This is a genomic window from Enterobacter cloacae, from assembly GCF_013375935.1.
GTDB classification, from domain to species: domain Bacteria; phylum Pseudomonadota; class Gammaproteobacteria; order Enterobacterales; family Enterobacteriaceae; genus Enterobacter; species Enterobacter pasteurii.
On record NZ_CP056117.1, the window covers coordinates 2,351,820 to 2,371,539 of the forward strand.

The 19,720-nt window shown below is 58.8% G+C and carries 12 protein-coding genes and 1 pseudogene; 9 read left to right on the forward strand and 4 right to left on the reverse strand.

Translation table 11 applies throughout. The features are described from left to right. The first annotated feature begins 6 nt into the window (after positions 1-6). Both pepB and sseB read left to right on the forward strand, forming a co-directional pair. Positions 7-1,293 carry an aminopeptidase PepB gene (pepB, locus tag HWQ14_RS11140; RefSeq protein ID WP_176609743.1) on the forward strand — a complete coding sequence of 429 codons (1,287 nt, stop codon included), beginning with the start codon at positions 7-9 and terminating at the stop codon, positions 1,291-1,293. 112 nt (positions 1,294-1,405) lie between these two features. Next, positions 1,406-2,184 (forward strand): annotated as a pseudogene (gene sseB / locus HWQ14_RS11145) (enhanced serine sensitivity protein SseB). A gap of 17 nt (positions 2,185-2,201) precedes the next feature. Here sseB and HWQ14_RS11150 read toward each other — a convergent pair. The 4 genes from HWQ14_RS11150 to HWQ14_RS11165 all read right to left on the reverse strand — a co-directional run bounded on the left by HWQ14_RS11150 (position 2,202) and on the right by HWQ14_RS11165 (position 6,832). Then, a complete protein-coding gene (locus HWQ14_RS11150; protein ID WP_176609744.1) occupies positions 2,202-2,972 on the reverse strand; it encodes a MurR/RpiR family transcriptional regulator in 771 nt (256 codons plus the stop codon). Beyond that, positions 2,972-3,817 (reverse strand): 3-mercaptopyruvate sulfurtransferase, encoded by an 846-nt coding sequence (gene sseA / locus HWQ14_RS11155; RefSeq protein ID WP_176609745.1) that lies wholly within the window; start codon positions 3,815-3,817, stop codon positions 2,972-2,974. The genes HWQ14_RS11150 and sseA overlap by 1 nt, the downstream gene beginning before the upstream one ends. Before the next feature lie 90 nt (positions 3,818-3,907). Next, complete coding sequence (locus tag HWQ14_RS11160; RefSeq protein ID WP_176609746.1) at positions 3,908-5,275, reverse strand: 6-phospho-alpha-glucosidase; 1,368 nt, start codon at positions 5,273-5,275, stop codon at positions 3,908-3,910. A 12-nt stretch (positions 5,276-5,287) separates the two neighbouring features. Next, entirely contained in the window at positions 5,288-6,832 is a 1,545-nt protein-coding gene (locus tag HWQ14_RS11165; protein ID WP_176609747.1) for a PTS transporter subunit EIIC, read from the reverse strand. Positions 6,833-7,118: 286 nt separating this feature from the next. Between HWQ14_RS11165 and HWQ14_RS11170 the strand changes: the two genes are divergently transcribed. The 7 genes from HWQ14_RS11170 (at position 7,119) to ndk (ending at position 19,705) form a co-directional block, all read left to right on the forward strand. Next, a complete protein-coding gene (locus HWQ14_RS11170; protein ID WP_176609748.1) occupies positions 7,119-12,071 on the forward strand; it encodes an alpha-2-macroglobulin family protein in 4,953 nt (1,650 codons plus the stop codon). 1 nt (position 12,072) lies between these two features. Further along, positions 12,073-14,400: a peptidoglycan glycosyltransferase PbpC gene (pbpC, locus tag HWQ14_RS11175; protein ID WP_176609749.1), complete on the forward strand. Its 2,328-nt coding sequence runs from the start codon at positions 12,073-12,075 to the stop codon at positions 14,398-14,400. An 88-nt stretch (positions 14,401-14,488) separates the two neighbouring features. Next, positions 14,489-16,867, forward strand: coding sequence for a DMSO/selenate family reductase complex A subunit (locus HWQ14_RS11180; protein WP_176609750.1), 2,379 nt, complete (start codon positions 14,489-14,491; stop codon positions 16,865-16,867). Further along, positions 16,864-17,493: a DMSO/selenate family reductase complex B subunit gene (locus tag HWQ14_RS11185; protein WP_176609751.1), complete on the forward strand. Its 630-nt coding sequence runs from the start codon at positions 16,864-16,866 to the stop codon at positions 17,491-17,493. Before HWQ14_RS11180 ends, HWQ14_RS11185 begins: the two co-directional genes overlap by 4 nt. After that, the gene (locus tag HWQ14_RS11190; protein WP_176609752.1) at positions 17,486-18,274 is read left to right on the forward strand and encodes a dimethyl sulfoxide reductase anchor subunit family protein; all 789 of its coding nucleotides are present in this window, start codon (positions 17,486-17,488) and stop codon (positions 18,272-18,274) included. The genes HWQ14_RS11185 and HWQ14_RS11190 overlap by 8 nt, the downstream gene beginning before the upstream one ends. Next, the gene (locus HWQ14_RS11195) at positions 18,274-19,149 is read left to right on the forward strand and encodes a 4Fe-4S binding protein (protein ID WP_176609753.1); all 876 of its coding nucleotides are present in this window, start codon (positions 18,274-18,276) and stop codon (positions 19,147-19,149) included. Before HWQ14_RS11190 ends, HWQ14_RS11195 begins: the two co-directional genes overlap by 1 nt. Before the next feature lie 124 nt (positions 19,150-19,273). Further along, positions 19,274-19,705, forward strand: a complete 432-nt coding sequence (gene ndk / locus HWQ14_RS11200; RefSeq protein ID WP_045326029.1) for a nucleoside-diphosphate kinase — start codon at positions 19,274-19,276, stop codon at positions 19,703-19,705. Positions 19,706-19,720 lie beyond the last annotated feature (15 nt).

Genomic DNA, 19,720 nt, shown 5'->3' on the forward strand with positions numbered 1-19,720 from the left:
AATAAAATGACCGAAGCGATGAAGATTACGCTCACCACGCAGCCAGCCGACGCGCGCTGGGGCGAGAAAGCCACCTGGAGCATCAATAACGACGGTATTACCCTGCACCTTACCGGCAAAGATGATTTAGGGCTGATCCAGCGCGCCGCGCGTAAAATTGACGGCCTGGGCATTAAGCATGTGTCTCTGGAAGGTGAAGGCTGGGACACCGACCGCAGCTGGGCGTTCTGGGCCGGTTACAAAGGCCCGAAAGGGGCCCGCAAAGTTGAGTGGGCCAGCCTCGACGAAGCCGGGCAGAAAGAGCTTGAAAGCCGCCTGCAAATCATCGACTGGGTACGCGATACCATCAACGCCCCGGCGGAAGAGTTAGGCCCGGAGCAGCTGGCGCAGCGCGCCGTTGACCTGCTGTCCGGCGTGGCGGGGGACAGCATGTCCTACCGCATCACCAGAGGTGAAGATCTGCGCGAGCAGAACTATATGGGCATCCACACCGTGGGCCGCGGTTCTGAGCGTCCTCCTGTGCTGCTGGCGCTGGACTACAACCCAACCGGCGATAAAGCCGCTCCGGTATTTGCCTGCCTGGTCGGTAAAGGCATCACCTTCGACACCGGCGGCTACAGCCTGAAGCAGAGCGCGTTCATGGACTCCATGAAGTCAGATATGGGCGGCGCGGCGACCATTACCGGCGCGCTGGCGTTCGCCATCACCCGCGGTCTGAAAAAGCGCGTGAAGCTGTACCTGTGCTGCGCAGACAACATGGTAAGCGGTAACGCCTTCAAGCTGGGCGACATCATTCGCTACCGCAACGGTAAAAACGTCGAAGTGATGAACACCGACGCAGAAGGCCGCCTGGTGCTGGCCGATGGCCTGATCGACGCGTCAGCCCAGAAGCCGGAGCTCATTATCGACATGGCAACCCTGACCGGTGCGGCGAAAACCGCCCTGGGAAACGACTATCACGCGCTGTTCAGCTTCGACGACAGGCTGGCCGCGCGCCTGCTGGCAAGCGCCGCGGCGGAAAACGAGCCGTTCTGGCGCCTGCCGCTGGCCGAGTTCCACCGCAGCCAGCTGCCGTCTAACTTTGCCGAGCTGAACAACACCGCAAGCGCGGCGTACCCGGCGGGGGCAAGCACCGCAGCAGGCTTCCTGTCCCACTTCGTCGAGAACTATCAGGAAGGCTGGCTGCACATTGACTGCTCCGCAACGTACCGTAAGGCGGCGGTTGAGCAGTGGTCCGCGGGCGCGACCGGTCTGGGCGTGCGTACCGTGGCGAACCTGCTGACGGCTGAGTAATTATTGGCCCCTCACCCCGGCCCTCTCCCCAAAGGGGAGAGGGTGTTCAAATTCCCTCTCCCCTTTGGGGAGAGGGTTAGGGTGAGGGGAAAATGCATTATCTGGAACTGTTATGTCCGAAACCAAAAATGAATTAGAAACTCTGCTGGAGCAGGCGGCTACCGAGCCCGCCCACCGTCCGGCATTTTTCCGCACGCTGCTGGAATCCACCGTCTGGGTGCCGGGCACGGCGGCGGAAGGTGAGCAGGTTGTCGAAGACAGCGCGCTGGATCTGCTCCACTGGGAGAAAGACGACGGCACTTCGGTGATCCCGTTCTTTACCTCGCTGGAAGCGTTACAGGAAGCGGTCGAAGAGGAACAGGCGTTCGTGGTGATGCCGGTGCGCACGCTGTTCGAAATGACGCTGGGGCAGACGCTGTTCCTTAACGCGAAGCTGCCGACAGGAAAAGAGTTCACCCCGCGCGAAATCAGCCATCTGATTGGCGAAGAGGGTAACCCGCTCAGCACCCAGGAGGTGCTGGAAGGGGGCGAAACGCTGCTGCTCTCTGAAGTGGCCGAACCGCCCGCGCAGATGATTGACTCCCTCACCACGCTGTTTAAAACCATCAAGCCCGTAAAGCGCGCGTTTCTCTGCTCCATCAAAGAGCAGGCTGACGAACAGCCGGTGCTGCTGATTGGTATTGAAGCGGACGGGGATATCGACGACATCATTCAGGCGGCGGGAAGCGTTGCTACCGACACGCTGCCGGGCGATGAGCCCATTGATATCTGTCAGGTCAAGAAAGGTGAGAAGGGCATCAGCCACTTTATTACCGAGCACATTACCCCGTTCTACGAGCGTCGCTGGGGGGGGGCTTCCTGCGCGATCTCAAAACCAACCGCATTATCTGATTACAGCGGGGTGAGTTTCACCCCGTTGCTTCCAGCAGCAGTAAATCCATCAGCAGGACCAGATTCGACTCAAACGACGTCACGCCTGCGGCTTCGGCAGCGAAGTGTACCGCCTCGTCATACAGCGCGAAATGCAGATCCGCCATGCCCGCCAGCGTATTGGCGGAGGCACGGGTAAAGGCGACGACCGTCATACCCACGTTTTTGGCGATCCGCGCCTTATCCAGCACCTGCTCCGTTTCACCGCTGCGGGAGACGGCAATAAATACCTGATAGCGTGCGGCGTTGCTGAGGAAAATATTCCGGCTGTCCCCCGGCCCGGAGATAAACGCCGTTTTACCCAGCACCTGCAGTTTCTTGGTCAGGTGCTCGGCAAAAAGATAGGAAAACCCGGCGCCGTAGAGAAAAAAGCTCTCTTTCTGGCGCAGCAGGCTGGAAAACTGCTGGCGTTTCTTCTGCGTAACCCACTGAAAGGTTTGCTGATAGTTGGCAATAAACTGATTAAAAAGCGCCGGTAATTCTGCATGCTGCTCGGGCTGCACGGCGATATGCGGCGTGTCTGTAAGCAGCTGCTTGCAGTGCCAGATAAACTCGCTGAAGCCGCTGAATCCCAGCTTCTGGCACAGCCGCATAATGGTCGCGGTGGAGACAAACGTCGCCTGCGCCAGCTCGCGCACCGTGATGTTGCCCACCAGCAGCGGATGCTCCGTGAGGTGGGCGAGAACGCGATACTCCGCGCGGGTCAGGGACGCCCCGCGCGTTAACAGCGTGGCCAGGCGGTTATCCATTATTTCGCCGGTTCAACCGGCAGATCGTCTCGCGCACCCCATTCGCTCCAGGCGCCGTCGTACAGCGTGACGTCATTCACGCCCAGAGTCGCCAGCGCAAGGATCGCCACGCAGGCCGTCACGCCGGAACCGCAGCTGGCGATGATCGGACGATGCAAATCAACACCCGCACGGTCAAAAATTGCCTTTAGCTCGTCGGTGGTTTTCAGCTCCCCCTCGAACACCAGATCGCCCCACGGCACGTTCAGCGCGCCCGGAATATGTCCACGCTTCAGGCCCGGACGCGGTTCATCCGTTTCGGCGTTAAAACGTGGCGCAGGGCGGGCGTCGACGATTTGCGCTGTTCTTTCGTGGCTAACAACCAGAACGTCAGTCAGTCGCTTCACCACCTGCGCGTCAAACGTCGCGTCGAAATCGCCTTCCGGCAGCGTCACGTCACCCTGCTGGAGCGGCAGCGCATCGCGCTTCCAGCCCGCAAGGCCGCCTGCCAGAATCGAAACGTTTTCCACGCCGAAAGTTTTCAGCATCCACCACGCGCGCGGTGCCGAGAAGAGGTTACCTTCATCGTAAACAACAAGGTGTTTATCTTTGCTGACGCCAAGTTCGCGCATCGCGACGGAAAACGCTTCCGGGCGTGGCAACATGTGCGGCAGGTGAGAGGTGTGATCGGAAAGGGCTTCGATATCAAAAAATACCGCGCCGGGCAGATGTCCGGCACGGTATTCACCGGGAACGTCACGATGCTCCTGGCCCGGAGGAGCCATGCGCGCGTCAATAATCTGGACTTCCGGATCGTCGCCGTGCTCAATCAGCCAGTCGGCGGCGACAAAATATGAGGTGGACATGGGTTGCCTCCATTCTTTTCCGTAAAAAAGGATTGTCGGTGTTTTTTCTGACACCGACAAGCAAACCGCGTTCAACTCGCGAGCAAGCCCCTATTTTTTCACCGTTTCGCCGTCCTGCCAGGCTTTTTGCAGCGCAGGCCAGTAGTCGCGGTTGGCTTCAATCATGTCATCCAGAATCGCTTTCGCGTGCGCCATGGTCGGCACGGTACGGTTCAGGGTGAACGCCTGCAGCGCTTTCTCATAGCTGCCTTCGATGGTTGCCTCCACCAGCAGCTGTTCAGACGCGAGCTGCTGTTGCAGGAGGGTCTGATGGAACAGCGGCACCTGGCCCACGCGGACGGGCTCCGGTCCTTCGGAGGTGATATAGGCGGGCACTTCCACTACCGCGTCGTACGGCAGATTGGTTATCGCGCCGCGGTTTTCCACCATTACCAGATGGCGGCTCCGCAGGTTAAAGGCCAGCGAGCAGGCGACATCGACGATAAACTCACCGTGGACGCCTACGTGGAAGGCATCCGGTAAAATCCCGGTGCGCTTGTACTCTTCCGCGGCGGCGAAAAGTTTTTTCTCACGCCCGTTCATCACTTCGTTAGCGCGGGTGTACTCCGGATCCTGATGTTCCACAATCTGGTTCGGCATCAGGTAGTACTGCAAATACGGGTTCGGCAGGTACTCCGGGAAGTTATCCATAATCGGCTTGATGTTGCGCCAGGTTTTCACCCACGACGGATCAGAATGCTGCGGATCCGTTTTGGCGGCATCTTCCGTCAGCAGGCCAAACTTCGCGATATGCTTACGCAGCTCCGGCAGCCTGTCTACGCCGTCCACCAGCACGCGGGTAAACCAGCCGAAGTGATTCAGACCAAAGTAGTCCACCTCCAGCTTGCGGCGATCCACGCCCAGAATGGCGCCCATATTACGCATCGCGGCAACCGGCATATCGCAGATGTTCAGCACGCGCGCATTCGGGCGCAGACGACGTACGCCTTCAGCGACGATAGCCGCCGGGTTGGAGTAGTTAACGATCCACGCTTTCTCATGCGCGTAGCGATCCACCAGATCGATAAGCTCCACCATCGGCAGGATCGTACGCAGCCCGTACGCCAGCCCGCCGGGGCCGCAGGTTTCCTGGCCAACCACGCCGTGACGCAGCGGGATCTTCTCATCCTGCTCCCGCATCCTGTACTGACCAACGCGCATCTGGGCAAACACAAAATGCGCGCCGCTGAAGGCCACTTCCGGGTCGCTGGTGACGGTGAATTTGATGCTCTGGCTGTGGTCGCGAATAACCTTTTCCACCACCGGCGCAATAGTGTCCTGACGCGCCTCGTCGATATCATAAAGGCGAATCTCCGCCAGCGGGAAATCCTGCAGGCGCACCATCAGGCTTTTCACAATACCCGGCGTATAGGTGCTGCCGCCGCCGGCAATGGACAGAATGAATGGGAGTGTAAACATCTTTAGCTCCTTTCAGAGAAACGTCTCAACGGCTTCTCGCATTTTTTTGACATGCAGCCCGTAGACCACCTGAACGTTGTTGCCTTGTTTGATAACCCCTTTCGCGCCGGTCGCTTTCAGGCGCGGTTCGTCGATGATGGCGACGTCCTTCACCGTGACGCGTAAGCGGGTGTAGCAGTTATCAACGACTTCAATATTTTCCCGGCCGCCCAGGCCTACCACGATGGATTCGCCCAGCCCGTCATTATTCCCCTTCGCCTGGTACTCCTGCTTGCTGTAAAGGCGCGTCTCCTGCTCCTCATCTTCACGGCCCGGCGTTTTCATGCTGAAGCGCAGGATCAGGAAGCGGAACACCACGAAGTAAAGGGCGAACATAATCAGTCCGACCACGATGTACATCGGCCAGTTGGACTTCTCCGTGCCCAGCGGCAGGTTGTAGAGAATGAAGTCGATAACCCCGTTGGCACCGATGGCGTGAACGCCGAACAGGGAGAACAGCATCATGCCGATGCCGGTCAGCACCGCATGCACCACGAACAGCAGCGGGGCGACAAACAGGAAGGAGAACTCAATCGGCTCGGTGACGCCCACCAGCAGCGAGGTTAGCGCCGCCGGGATCAGAATGGCTTTCGCAATGGCTTTACGCTCCGGCTTTGCGGTCATGTACATCGCCAGCGCGGCGGCAGGCAGGCCGAACATTTTGCTGATGCCGCGCGCGTCCCACACGACCGTGCTGCTCAATTGCTTCACGTCCGGGCAGGCCATCTCGGCGAAGTAAATGTTGCGCGCGCCCTGGTAAACCGTGCCGCACACCTCCTGCGTACCGCCCAGTTCGGTATAGAGGAACGGGGTGTAGACCAGATGATGCAGGCCCGTCGGCACCAGGATGCGCTCAAGGAAGCCGTAGATCGCCACGCCGAACGGACCGGAGCCTTTGATCGCCAGCGCCAGCGCGCTAATGCCGTGCTGAGCGTACGGCCACAGCTCGCTCATCACCACGCCGAGCAGCATTGAGACGGGCAGCATCACAATGGCAACAAAGCAGTGGCCGGAATAGATCGCCATCGCGCCGTTAAACTGCACGCCGGAGTATTTGTTGTACAGATAACCGGAGAGCGCCCCGGTCAGGATCCCGGCGAACACGCCCATCTCCAGTACCTGAACGCCAAGCACCATGCTTTGACCCGCGGCTTTCATCTGGTCAGCTGGAGCCAGTTCACCGTGAAGCTGTAGCGTCACGTTCATGGCGTTGATAAACACCACAAAGGTCACCAGCCCAATCAGCGCCGCGTAGCCTTTGTCCCGCGTGGCCAGGCCAATGGGGATCCCGACGGCAAACACCAGCGCCAGGTTAACCAGCACCGACACGGCAGATTTGGCGATCAGCTGGCCAACATTCTGGATCAGCGGATGGCCGAGAAACGGCAGGTACTCGGCCAGATTACCGTTGCCCAGCACGTTGCCAAAGGCGATAAACAGACCGACGATAGGTAAGATAAGTACCGGTCCGTAAAGTGATTTACCGAAATTTTGTAGGGCGTTCACGGCTCGTTTCATGGCTTTCTCTCTTATTGAACCGCGCACTCGGCGTGCGTCATGGTCATAAAACTAGCAGGCCCGGAAGGATCTTATCCAGCTATCTTCTTGTTTTAAAAACAAATGACGTGAAAGGTAACATGTTACGTTAAGGGCTGTGATCGTGGTTCCAACACCGTATGGCAGGGTGATGTCATTCTGCGAGGCGCTTTCCACAATACTAAATTGGACTTTTTGTATTAACGAAACTTGCGGATAATACTTATCCGGACGACGACCAACAGGCCTCACAGGCCAGGGACTAAGGATGAAACCGTTTCGCTTAGCCGCGATCTCTCTCGCGCTGCTCACCACGTTTACGCTTGTCGGCTGCGATAACAGCGACGACAAAACACAGGCTGCTGCGCCCGCAGCGTCAACCGCTTCAGAAAAGAAAGCACCGGAAAAACCGGACCCGAAAACGCTGGCTGCGCTGGCTGCACAGAGCCAGGGTAAGGCGCTGACGCTGCTGGATGCCTCAGAGGTACAGCTAGACGGCGCTGCGACGCTGGTGCTGACCTTTTCGGTGCCGCTTAAGCCGGATCAGGACTTCGCCAAAACCGTGCACGTGGTGGATAAGAAAAGCGGCAAGGTGGACGGCGCCTGGGAGCTGGCGCCCAATCTGAAAGAGCTGCGCCTGCGCCACCTGGAGCCAAATCGTAACCTGGTCGTCACCGTCGAACGTGGTCTTGAGGCGCTGAACAGCGCGACGTTTGGCATTGATTATGAAAAAGCCATCACCACCCGGGATGTTGAACCGACGGTCGGATTTGCCAGCCGCGGTTCGCTGCTGCCGGGCAGCGTGGTGGAAGGACTGCCGGTGATGGCGCTTAACGTTAACAGCGTGGACGTGAACTTCTACCGCATTAAGCCGGAGTCGCTGGCCTCGTTTGTCAGCCAGTGGGAGTACCGTAACTCACTGACCAACTGGGAGTCCGACACGCTGCTGAAGATGGCGGAACTGGTCTATACCGGCCGCTTTGACCTCAACCCGGCGCGCAACACCCGCGAGAAACTGCTGCTGCCGCTGAAGGATATTAAGCCGCTCCAGCAGTCGGGCGTTTATATAGCCGTCATGAATCAGGCCGGGCACTACAACTACAGCAATGCCGCGACGCTTTTCACCTTAAGTGACATTGGGCTCTCCGCTCACCGCTATCATAACCGCCTGGACATCTTCACCCAGAGCCTGGAAAACGGTGCGGCGCAGTCAGGCGTTACCCTTACCCTTCTGAACGATAAAGGCCAGACCCTGGCCGAGGCGAACAGCGACGCGGACGGTCATGCGAAGCTGGAGACGGATAAAGAAGCCGCGCTGATCCTCGCCAGCAAAGACGGGCAGACCACGCTGCTCGATCTCAAACTTCCGGCGCTCGACCTGGCGGAGTTTGATATCGCCGGCAAGCCGGGTTATAGCAAACAATTCTTTATGTTTGGCCCGCGCGATCTCTATCGTCCGGGTGAAACGGTGCTCCTCAACGGCCTGCTGCGCGACAGCGACGGAAAACCGCTTCCCGATCAGCCTGTGAAGCTTGACGTATTGCGCCCGGACGGTCAGGTGGCGCGCACGGTTGTTGTGCAGCCCGAGAACGGTCTTTACCGCTTCAACTACCCGCTTGATAGCGGCGCGCAGACAGGCATGTGGCATGTTCGCGCGAATACGGGAGACAACCAGCAGCGCATGTGGGATTTCCACGTTGAAGATTTCATGCCTGAACGCATGGCGCTGAATCTGACGGGGCAAAAAACACCGGTTTCTCCACGGGATGACGTGGACTTTAACGTAGTGGGTTATTACCTGTATGGCGCACCGGCTAACGGCAACGCTCTGCAAGGCCAGCTTTTCCTGCGCCCGCTGCGTGAGGCGGTGACTGCGCTGCCGGGCTTCCAGTTCGGTGATATTGCGGAAGAGAACCTGAGCCGTAGCCTGGATGAAGTGCAGCTTACGCTTGATGAGCAGGGGCGCGGACAGGTGACCACTGAAAGCCAGTGGAAAGAGGTGCACTCGCCGCTGCAGCTGATTTTGCAGGCTAGCCTGCTTGAGTCGGGCGGCCGCCCGGTGACGCGTCGCGCCGAGCAGGCTATCTGGCCGGCGGCCACGCTACCGGGGATTCGTCCTGAGTTCGCCAGTAAGGCCGTTTACGATTACCGTACCGATACCACCGTCAACCAGCCGATTGTCGATGAAAACGGCAACGCCAGCTTTGACATCGTTTATGCCGATGTCGGCGGGGCGAAAAAAGCGGTGTCCGGTTTGCAGGTGCGCCTGATCCGCGAGCGCCGGGACTATTTCTGGAACTGGTCAGAGAGTGAGGGCTGGCAGTCGCAGTTTGACCAGAAAGATCTTGTTGAGGGCGAGCAGGAACTTAACCTCAAGGCTGATGAAACCGGCAAAGTCACTTTCCCGGTGGAGTGGGGCTCATACCGTCTGGAAGTGAAAGCGCCTGATGACATGGTCAGCAGCGTGCGCTTCTGGGCAGGCTACAGCTGGCAGGATAACAGCGACGGCACGGGGGCGGCGCGCCCTGATCGCGTGACGATGAAGCTTGATAAGCCAGCTTATCAGCCTGGCGATACCATCAACCTGCATATTGCCGCACCGGCTGCGGGCAAAGGCTATGCCATGATTGAATCCAGCGAAGGGCCGCTGTGGTGGAAAGAGATCGACGTCCCGGCAAACGGTCTGGATCTCTCCATTCCGGTGGATAAGGCCTGGAAGCGCCACGATCTCTACCTCAGCACGCTGGTGGTACGTCCCGGCGATAAATCCAAATCCGCCACACCAAAGCGCGCGGTCGGGCTGCTGCATCTGCCAATGGGTGACGAAAATCGCCGCCTGAACATTACGCTTGATAATCCGCAGAAAATGCGTCCTAACCAGACGCTTTCTGTGAAAGTGAAAGCCAGCGTGAAGGAGGGCGCGGTACCACAGAAGGTGAACGTGCTGGTTTCGGCTGTTGATAGCGGCGTGCTGAACATTACCGACTACGTTACGCCGGATCCGTGGGAAGCCTTCTTCGGTCAGAAGCGTTATGGCGCGGATATTTATGATATCTACGGCCAGGTCATTGAAGGCCAGGGGCGCATGGCCGCACTGCGCTTCGGCGGTGACGGCGATGAGCTGAAGCGTGGCGGTAAGCCACCGGTTAATCACGTCACTATTATTGCCCAGCAGGCGCAGCCGGTTACGCTGGATGCTAACGGTGAAGGCACCGTTACGTTGCCGATTGGAGATTTTAACGGCGAGCTGCGTCTGATGGCGCAGGCGTGGACGGAAGACGATTTCGGCAGCAGCGAGAGCAAGATCGTTGTAGCCGCGCCGGTCATTACCGAACTTAACACGCCGCGTTTCCTGGCAAGCGGTGACACCTCCCGCCTGACGCTGGACCTGACTAACCTCACCGATCGGCCGCAAACGCTGAACGTCACGCTAACCTCAACCGGCAAGCTGTCGCTGGAAGGCGCTCAGCCAGCGCCGGTTCAGCTGCCGCCTGGCGCACGCAGCACCCTATTTATTCCGGTGCGGGCGCTGGAAGGATACGGTGATGGCGAAATTACCGCTCAGATTGCCGGACTACAGCTTCCGGGCGAGACGTATATTCCCCAGCAGAAGAGCTGGAAAATTGGCGTGCGCCCCGCATTCCCGGCGCAAACGGTGAATACGGGCACGATGCTCAACCCTGGCGAATCCTGGACTGCCCCAGCGCAGCACATTGCCGGTTTCTCTCCTGCGACGCTACAGGGGCAGTTGCTGCTCAGCGGAAAAGCGCCACTGAACCTGGCGCGCTACATCCGTGAGCTGCAGGCTTATCCGTACGGGTGTCTGGAGCAAACCACCAGCGGCCTCTTCCCGTCGCTATACACCAATTCCGCGCAGCTCAAGGCTCTCGGCATTAAGGGTGATACTGACGACAAGCGCCGTGCGGCTATCGATCTCGGTATCTCCCGCCTGCTGCAAATGCAGCGTGACGACGGGGGGTTTGCGCTCTGGGATAAAAACGGTCCGGAAGAGTACTGGCTGACCGCGTACGTTACTGACTTCCTCGTGCGCGCAGGGGAACAGGGCTATAGCGTTCCTGCCGATGCGGTAAATAAGGCGAATAACCGCCTGCTGCGTTACTTACAGGATCCGGGCATGATGTCTGTCCGCTATAGCGACAACGCTCAGGCCAGTAAGTTTGCCGTACAGGCTTATGCCTCGCTGGTTCTGGCGCGTCAGCAAAAAGCGCCGCTCGGCGCGCTGCGTGAAGTCTGGGAGCGCCACGCTCAGGCTGCTTCCGGGCTGCCGCTGATGCAGCTGGGGATGGCGCTGAAGCTGATGGGGGATGCGCCGCGCAGCCAGCAGGCGCTGGATCTGGCTATCAAAACGCCGCGTACTGACGGCCGAAGCTGGATGGCGGATTACGGTAGCCAGCTTCGCGATAATGCCCTGATGCTCTCCCTTCTGGAAGAGTACAAGCTGCTGCCGGATGCGCAAAATACGCTGCTGAACGCCTTGTCGCAGGAAGCCTTTAGCCAGCGCTGGCTCTCAACCCAGGAAAGCAACGCCCTGTTCATGGCCGGACGTTCGCTGCAAACGCTCTCCGGAGCATGGCAGGCGACCACGAGCCTCTCTGAGCAGGCACAAAGTAGTGACAAACCGCGGGTAGAAAACCTGAACGGCGCCCAGCTTAGCGCGCTGCAGGTTACCAATACCGGCACTACGCCGCTGTGGGTTCGTCTGGACAGTACGGGGTATCCGGAGTATGCGCCTCAGCGATCCTCTAACGTATTGCAGATTGAACGCCACGTTCTGGCGACAGACGGCAGCAGCAAGTCACTCTCTTCCCTGAAGAGTGGTGAGCTGGTGCTGGTGTGGCTTGAAGTGAAGGCCAGCCAGAACGTGCCGGATGCGCTGGTGGTGGATCTGCTCCCGGCAGGTCTGGAACTTGAAAACCAGAATCTGGCGAGCAGCAGCGCCAGCCTCCAGGACAGCGGCAGCGAAGTGCAGAATCTGCTGAATCAGATGCAGCAGTCTGATATCCAGCATATGGAATTCCGCGACGATCGCTTTGTGGCCGCTGTGCCGGTCAATGCAGGTCAGCCGGTTACGCTGGTCTACCTGGCCCGAGCCGTCACGCCGGGAACCTACCAGGTGCCGGTTCCGATGGTGGAATCCATGTACGTTCCGCAGTGGCGGGCAACAGGGGCGGCCAGTGGCCCGCTGATTGTTGTTCCTTAAGATGCTGCCAGAACGACTGTTACGCTCCCGCTGGCTATGGCTGGCGGGAGCGCTTTTCGTTTCAGTGGCGCTGATTGTCGCTGCCGACCGCCTGTGGCCGCTGCCTCTGAAAGAGGTTAACCCCTCGCGCGTGGTTGTGGATGAGCAGGGCGTACCGCTGTGGCGTTTTGCCGACAGTGAGGGCATCTGGCGTTATCCGGTTACCATTGAGGAGGTTTCACCGCGCTATCTCGAGGCCCTGATCCAGTATGAAGACCGCTGGTTCTGGGAGCACCCGGGCGTCAATCCGCTCTCTGTACTGCGCGCTGCCTGGCAGGATCTTACCTCCGGGAGAGTCGTTTCTGGCGGAAGCACGCTTACCATGCAGGTGGCGCGCCTTCTGGATCCGCACCCGCGCACTTTTGGCGGAAAAATTCGTCAGCTGTGGCGGGCAATGCAGCTGGAGTGGCATCTCTCCAAGCGTGAAATTCTCACGCTGTATCTCAACCGGGCCCCGTTTGGCGGCACCCTGCAGGGAGTGGGGGCAGCAAGCTGGACCTACCTTGGAAAGCCGCCATCACGGCTGAGCTATTCCGACGCGGCGCTGCTGGCGGTGCTGCCGCAGGCACCAAGCCGCCTGCGCCCGGACCGCTGGCCGGAACGCGCGGAGGCGGCGCGTAACAAAGTCCTCGACCGCATGATGGCTCAGGGCGTCTGGTCAGAAAAGCAGGTGAAAGAGTCCCGGGAAGAACCGGTGTGGCTGGCTCCCCGCCAGATGCCGCAGCTGGCACCGCTCTTTTCGCGCATGATGCTCGGTAAAAGCCGCGAGACAAAAATAGCCACCACGCTTGATGCCACGCTGCAGCGACAGCTTGAAGAGCTGGCGATGAACTGGAAGTCTCGCCTGCCTGCCCGCAGTTCGCTGGCAATGATCGTGGTAGATCACACGGATATGAAAGTGCGCGGCTGGGTCGGCTCGGTGGATATCAACGATGACAGCCGTTTTAGCCACGTGGATATGGTCAATGCAATTCGATCCCCGGGATCGGTTCTCAAGCCCTTCGTCTACGCCATGGCGCTGGACGATGGGCTGATCCATCCCGCCTCCTTGCTTCAGGATGTGCCAAGAAAAACCGGGGATTATCGCCCCGGCAACTTTGACAGCGGCTTTCATGGGCCGGTCAGCATGAGTGAAGCCCTCGTACGCTCCCTCAATCTGCCTGCGGTGCAGGTGCTGGAGGCGTACGGCCCTAAACGTTTTGCCGGGATGCTGAGCAATGCGGGGTTACCGCTGATTCTCCCGGCGGGCGCGCAGCCCAACCTCTCCCTGATTCTGGGGGGCGCAGGCGCACGTCTGGCTGATATAGCCGCCGCGTATAGCGCTTTTGCAAGGCAGGGTAAGGCCGGTCGGTTGCGTTTACAGCCGGGCGATCCGCTAGTTGAACGTCCGCTGTTGTCGCAGGGCGCTGCGTGGATTATTCGTCGCATTCTCGCCGGTGAAGCCCAGCCCCTGCCGGACAGCGCGCTGCCGCAGGTTGCGCCGCTGGCGTGGAAAACCGGCACCAGCTACGGCTACCGGGATGCCTGGGCCATTGGGCTTAACGCCCGGTATGTCATTGGTATCTGGACCGGACGCCCGGACGGCACGCCCGTCGCGGGGCAGTTTGGTTTCGCCAGCGCGGTTCCGCTACTGAATCAGGTGAATAACCTGCTTCAGTCTCGTTCGACGGTGGATGAGGCTCGTCTGCCGCGCGATCCGCGTCCTGCCAGCGTGGGGCGGGGTGTGATTTGCTGGCCGGGCGGCCAGTCGCTGCCGGAAGGGAGCGAAAACTGTCGGCGTCGTCTGTCAACCTGGCTGCTTGAGGGCAGTGAACCGCCTACGCTGCTATTGCCGGAGCAGGAGGGAATTCGCGGGATCCGTTTCCCGGTCTGGCTGAATAAAGACGGTCAACGCGTTGCGGCGGATTGCCCGGATGCGACAGAAAAAGTGCTGGATGTCTGGCCGTTGCCGCTGGAGCCCTGGCTGCCCGTTGCCGAAAGACGTGCCGCTCGTCTTCCTGCCCGTTCAACGGTTTGCCCGCCGCTGGATAATCATAATTCGGCACCGCTGATGTTATCAGGCGTCAGAGAAGGAGCGGTAATTAAGCGCCTTCCGGGCGAGAAAAATATGACGCTCTTCGTTTCAACCAGCGGTGGCGAAGGGCAGCGCTGGTGGTTTTTAAACGGTGAACCGCTGGAGGGACGGCAGAGGAATTATTCATTGCAATTATATTTGCCGGGTAATTATCAATTAATTGTAATGGATGAAACAGGGCAAACGGCGACGGTGAATTTTGAATTAGATCGTTAAGCGTTACCCCTGAAGGGTTAGCTTGATAATTATCAATATTCATTCCTGAAAAAAAACGAGAATGCGTTTTTATTTTAAGGAATGAGCAATGAAAAAAAATAAAAATCCGGGAGAGGGGCTTATTCCAGCCTTATCCCGACGTCACTTTATTCAGGCAGGATCGGCGCTGGCCGCCCTGCCGTTTGTCGCCACAACCGGCAAAGCACGTGCCCAGGGCCCGGCAAAGACCAGCGCCACGCCTGAAGAGAAAGTCGTGCAAACCTGTAGTACGTTTGACTGCGGCGGCAAGTGTGATATTCGTGCGCACGTTAGTGAAGGCGTTGTCACGCGAATTTCCACCCGCCCGGATGATGCCCTTGATCCGCAGATGCCGGTTATGCGCGCCTGCGTTCGCGGTCGCGCTTATCGGAAATTCGTTTATCACCCGGATCGGCTTAAATATCCCATGAAACGCGTAGGTAAACGTGGCGAAGGAAAATTCGAGCGTATTACCTGGGATGAAGCCACCACGCTTATTGCGGATCGGTTAAAAACCATTACGCAAAAATACGGCCCCGCCTCGCGCTATGTGCATGTGGGCACCGCAGTTTCCGGCGGCACGTTTTCTGGCGATAAGATGGTTCGTCGCCTGCTTAACCTAACCGGCGGTTATCTCGAAAGCTATCACTCGGTCAGCATGGGCAACACGGCGGCGGCAACGCCGTATACCTATGGCACTGCCGCCAGCGGCAGCTCGCTGGACACGCTGCAGGACACCAGGCTGGTCATCCTCTGGGGGCACAACCCGACAGAGACGATCTTTGGCCACAGTAACCACTATTTCCAGAAGATGAAGCAAAACGGCACCCGCTTTATCGTTGTCGATCCGCGCTATTCGGACACGGTTTCCTCCCTTGCCGATCAATGGATCCCGCTGCTTCCTGCAACCGATAACGCCCTGATGGACGCCATGATGTACGTGATCGTCACGGAGAACCTGCACGATCGCGATTTCCTTCAGCGCTATACCCTGGGCTTTGACGAAGACGCCATGCCAGAGGGCGTTCCGGCGAATGAATCCCTGATGGCTTACCTTAGCGGTGCAAAAGATGGCGTGGCGAAAACGCCTGAGTGGGCAGAGAAAATCACCCACGTGCCGGCGCAGACCATTCGTCAGCTGGCGCGCGACTACGCAACCACCAAGCCCGCCGCGCTGATCCAGGGCTGGGGGCCGCAGCGCCATAACTGCGGCGAACGCACCGCGCGCGGCTCGACGATACTGGCAACGCTGACGGGCAACGTCGGGGTGAAAGGCGGCTGGGCGGCTGGCTATGGCGGCTGCGCAAACCGGAAATTTGCGGCAGGTCCAGAGATGCCGGATAACCCGGTAAAAGCCAAAATATCGGTAATGAACTGGGTGCAGGCCGCCGATGATGCTTCCCAAGTAACGGCAGAAGTCGGCCTGAAGGATGTGGATAAGCTCGACAGCAATATCCGCATCCTGTTCTCGCTGGCGGGCAACTATCTGGCTAACCAGAACCCGGATCTTCATCAGGCGGTCCGCGTGCTGGAAGATGAGTCAAAAATTGAATTTATCGTCGCAAGCGATCTGTTTATGACGCCGAGCGCCAGATATGCCGATCTTCTCCTGCCGGAAACCAGCTTTATGGAGCGCTGGAATATCGGTGAAACCTGGGGCACGGCAAGCTATCTGATCCTGTCTGAGAAGCTGATTGAACCTGAGTTTGAGCGCCGCTCAGATTACGACTGGCTGCGGGAAGTCGCTGCTAAGCTTGGCGTCGAACCCGCATTCAGCGAAGGCCGTGACGAAAAAGCGTGGATTGAACACATCTGGGAGCAGACGCGGCTGTCCATGCCGGACGAAAACCTGCCGGACTTCGCGACGCTACAGAAAACGCGTCAGCATCTCTTCAAAAGCGCGCCGTTCGTTGCCTTTGAGGACAACATCCGCGATCCGCAAAATCATCCGTTCCCGACGCCTTCCGGAAAAATTGAGATCTTCTCGAAGCGCCTGTACGACATGCATCACCCGGAAATTCCGGCGCTGTCGCACTACGTTCCCGCCCATGAGGGCCCGGAAGACGCGCTGGCGAAAACCTTCCCGCTCCAGCTGATCACCTGGAAAGGGAAAAACCGCGCCAACTCTACCCAGTACGCCAACCCGTGGCTGATTGAAGTCCAGCAGCAAAAGCTGTGGATTAGCCCGCAGGATGCGCAAAAGCGCGGTATTGCGCAGGGAGACACCGTGCGCATTCACAACGCGCGCGGCATTTGTGAGGTCCCGGCGGAGGTCACGCCGCGCATTATTCCCGGCGTTGTTGCCATGCAGGCAGGCGCCTGGTGGCAGCCGGACGAGCGGGGCATTGATAAAGGCGGCTGCGCGAACGTGCTCAGTTCAGCCCGTATTACCGCACTTGCGAAAGGAAATTCCCATCAAACCATGCTGGTGGAGGTAGCGAAAGCATGAGTCAGTTCAAACACTACGCGCCGGTGAGCGACAAGCAGCTGGGGTTCTTTATCGACTCATCCCGCTGCTCGGGCTGCAAGGCCTGCCAGGTGGCGTGCAAAGATAAAAACAACCTTGAGGTCGGGCGTCGTTTCCGTCGCGTGTACGACGTTAACGGCGGGAATTTCATCCCGACCGGCCAGGGCGGGGTCAGCAATAACGTTTTTGCCTACACGCTTTCTGTCTCCTGCAACCACTGCGCGGATCCCATCTGCACCAAAAACTGCCCGACCACCGCGATGCATAAGCGTCCTGGCGACGGCATCGTGCGTGTCGATACGGACAAGTGCGTCGGCTGCGGATACTGTGCGTGGTCATGCCCCTATGGCGCGCCACAGCTCAACGAGCAGACCGGGCAGATGTCAAAATGCGATTTTTGCGTGGATCTGCAGGCAAAAGGCGAACAGCCTGTCTGCGTGGCAACCTGTCCCCTCGAAGCGATCAAATTCGGGCCGATTGATGAGCTTCGGGCGAAATACGGTGCGGTCTGTGACGTGAAGGGCTTGCCTGATTCCTCCATCACAAAACCGAACCTGGTGATCAAAGCACATCAGGGCGCAGAGAAAGAGGGGAAACGTCATGCATGAGTTACCGCTGTTGATTTTTACGCTGTTCCTTCAGGGTTCGGTAGGCGTTACGCTCTGGCTGGCGTTCGGGGGCGCGCATGGTTCGCCGCGTAGCGCGCTGCTGCCTGCTGCCGGGGCGTTCGTGCTGGCCTGCCTGGGGCTGCTCGCCTCGGCGCTGCACATGGGTTATCCGCTGAATGCCCTTAACGCGCTGCGCCACGTATCCAGCTCCTGGCTGAGCCGCGAGATTGTCTTTGCCAGCCTTTATCTTGCGGCGCTTGGTCTTGCGACGCTGCTGATGTTCGCAAAAAAGCCGGGTTGGAAGCCGCTTCTGGCCGTGGCGGGTCTTGTCGGGCTGGTGGATGTCTTCTGCATGGCGCAGATTTATATGCATGCGTCCGTGGTGACCTGGCAGCACATAAACACGCTGGTGCTGTTTATCGGCTCGGTGGGCATTATCGGCTCAGCCTGCATGGCCGCTGGAACGCCTTCCCGGGCGACCCTGCGTGCGGCGGTTGCGATCGTTACGCTGCTGGTGCTTGTGCGTCTGCTGATGCAGCCCGTCTGGCTGGCTGACATTACTGCCGTGGACAACACCGTGGTGACGTTCCCGCACGCTCCGTTACGGATGCTGGAGCAGCTGCGCACGCTGCATCTGCTGAGCTGGTGCGTTTCCGTTGCCGGCATGCTGTGCTTTGCCGCGGGCGGTCTGAAGGCAGCGCGAGGCCCTGTTCTGCTCGGAAGCGCGTTGCTGATTGTGGGTGAACTGATGCTGCGCTTCGTTTTCTTCAGTATTGGCTGATGGGCGGATTAACGCTTATCCCGGCGATGGACGTGACGCACGCGTGCGTTCGTCGCCGCTTTCGCCACGCCTCCTGCCGCGCCTGTGCGGACGCTTGTCCCGCGCAGGCGTTCTTCGTTACGGACGCGGGCGTCCTGATTGATGACAGCCGCTGTATTGAATGCGGCGACTGCCTGTTTGTCTGTCCTGCCGGGGCCATTACCGGCATCATGCCGCGAAAGCGCTTTTTGCGTGGAGATATGCTTGTCGGGCCGTTTACTGAGCGCGCGCCCGGCGTGAATGAGCTGCTGCTCTGGCACGCGCAATACCGCGTTCGTTTTATCAGTATTGAAGCAGAGCGTTACCCTGCATGGCTGCTGGCGCTTGCCCGGCTTAATCTTGCGCTTCGCCGACGCGGTGAGGCGGCGTGGACGTTCAGGCTTATCCCGCACAACGAGGTTAATCTCGCCCGTCGTGCGCTGATGCACGTTCCCCGTGAGGCCGTTCAATCCTGTAGCGTAATGCCCGGCCTGCGCGAGCTGCGAAGGGCTTTTCCCGCGTTTAGCGAGGCAGAGATAACGCTCGATGCCGGAAAGTGCGTGCTGTGTGGGGCATGCTGGCGAAGCTGCCAGGAAAAGGCGATTCGCTTTGAGAACGCCGTGCTGAAGGTGGAGTCCGGGCATTGCACCGGTTGCGGGGGATGTGAAGCGGTTTGCCAGCATGAGGCGATAAATGTGACGCAAGCAGAGGGATCCGCAAATACCGTTGCCAGGCCCGCATATGAGGTGGTTTGCCAGTCGTGCCACCGCCAGTTCTGGTCATTTACGCCTGATGAAAAGCAGTGCCCGCTCTGTTTTCATCATCATTACGGGATGCGAAATCAGGCCTGTTGCTAATCTTCGTCTCATTTTAAAAAAATGTTATGCATAACCATAGGCAATGGCGCTATTGCTCTTTATAATCCGCGCCACACCATACTCAGGTATGCAAAAACAACAGAACATTTTACAGAGGTTATCAATGGCTATTGAACGTACTTTTTCCATCATCAAACCAAACGCGGTGGCAAAAAACGTTATTGGCAGCATCTTCTCTCGCTTTGAATCAGCAGGGTTTAAGATCGTTGGCACCAAAATGCTGCATCTGACCGTTGAACAGGCTCGCGGTTTCTACGCCGAGCACGAAGGTCGCCCATTCTTTGACGGTCTGGTTGAGTTCATGACTTCTGGCCCAATCGTTGTATCCGTACTGGAAGGCGAAAATGCGGTACAGCGTCACCGCGATCTGCTGGGTGCAACCAACCCGGACAACGCGCTGGCAGGCACTCTGCGCGCCGACTACGCTGACAGCTTCACCGAGAACGGCACCCATGGTTCCGACTCTGTTGAATCTGCTGCACGCGAAATCGCGTTCTTCTTCGCAGAAGGCGAAGTGTGCCCTCGCACTCGCTAATAATTTCGTAAATGC

Excerpts from the sequence above, each read along its gene's own strand:
- HWQ14_RS11195 (WP_176609753.1), top strand. The coding sequence starts at position 18,274 with ATGGGCGGATTAACGCTTATCCCGGCGATGGACGTGACGCACGCGTGC.
- pbpC (WP_176609749.1), top strand. The coding sequence starts at position 12,073 with ATGCTGCCAGAACGACTGTTACGCTCCCGCTGGCTATGGCTGGCGGGA.
- ndk (WP_045326029.1), top strand. The coding sequence starts at position 19,274 with ATGGCTATTGAACGTACTTTTTCCATCATCAAACCAAACGCGGTGGCA.
- HWQ14_RS11165 (WP_176609747.1), bottom strand. The coding sequence starts at position 6,832 with ATGAAACGAGCCGTGAACGCCCTACAAAATTTCGGTAAATCACTTTAC.
- HWQ14_RS11185 (WP_176609751.1), top strand. The coding sequence starts at position 16,864 with ATGAGTCAGTTCAAACACTACGCGCCGGTGAGCGACAAGCAGCTGGGG.
- HWQ14_RS11180 (WP_176609750.1), top strand. The coding sequence starts at position 14,489 with ATGAAAAAAAATAAAAATCCGGGAGAGGGGCTTATTCCAGCCTTATCC.
- HWQ14_RS11170 (WP_176609748.1), top strand. The coding sequence starts at position 7,119 with ATGAAACCGTTTCGCTTAGCCGCGATCTCTCTCGCGCTGCTCACCACG.
- sseA (WP_176609745.1), bottom strand. The coding sequence starts at position 3,817 with ATGTCCACCTCATATTTTGTCGCCGCCGACTGGCTGATTGAGCACGGC.
- pepB (WP_176609743.1), top strand. The coding sequence starts at position 7 with ATGACCGAAGCGATGAAGATTACGCTCACCACGCAGCCAGCCGACGCG.
- HWQ14_RS11190 (WP_176609752.1), top strand. The coding sequence starts at position 17,486 with ATGCATGAGTTACCGCTGTTGATTTTTACGCTGTTCCTTCAGGGTTCG.
- HWQ14_RS11150 (WP_176609744.1), bottom strand. The coding sequence starts at position 2,972 with ATGGATAACCGCCTGGCCACGCTGTTAACGCGCGGGGCGTCCCTGACC.
- HWQ14_RS11160 (WP_176609746.1), bottom strand. The coding sequence starts at position 5,275 with ATGTTTACACTCCCATTCATTCTGTCCATTGCCGGCGGCGGCAGCACC.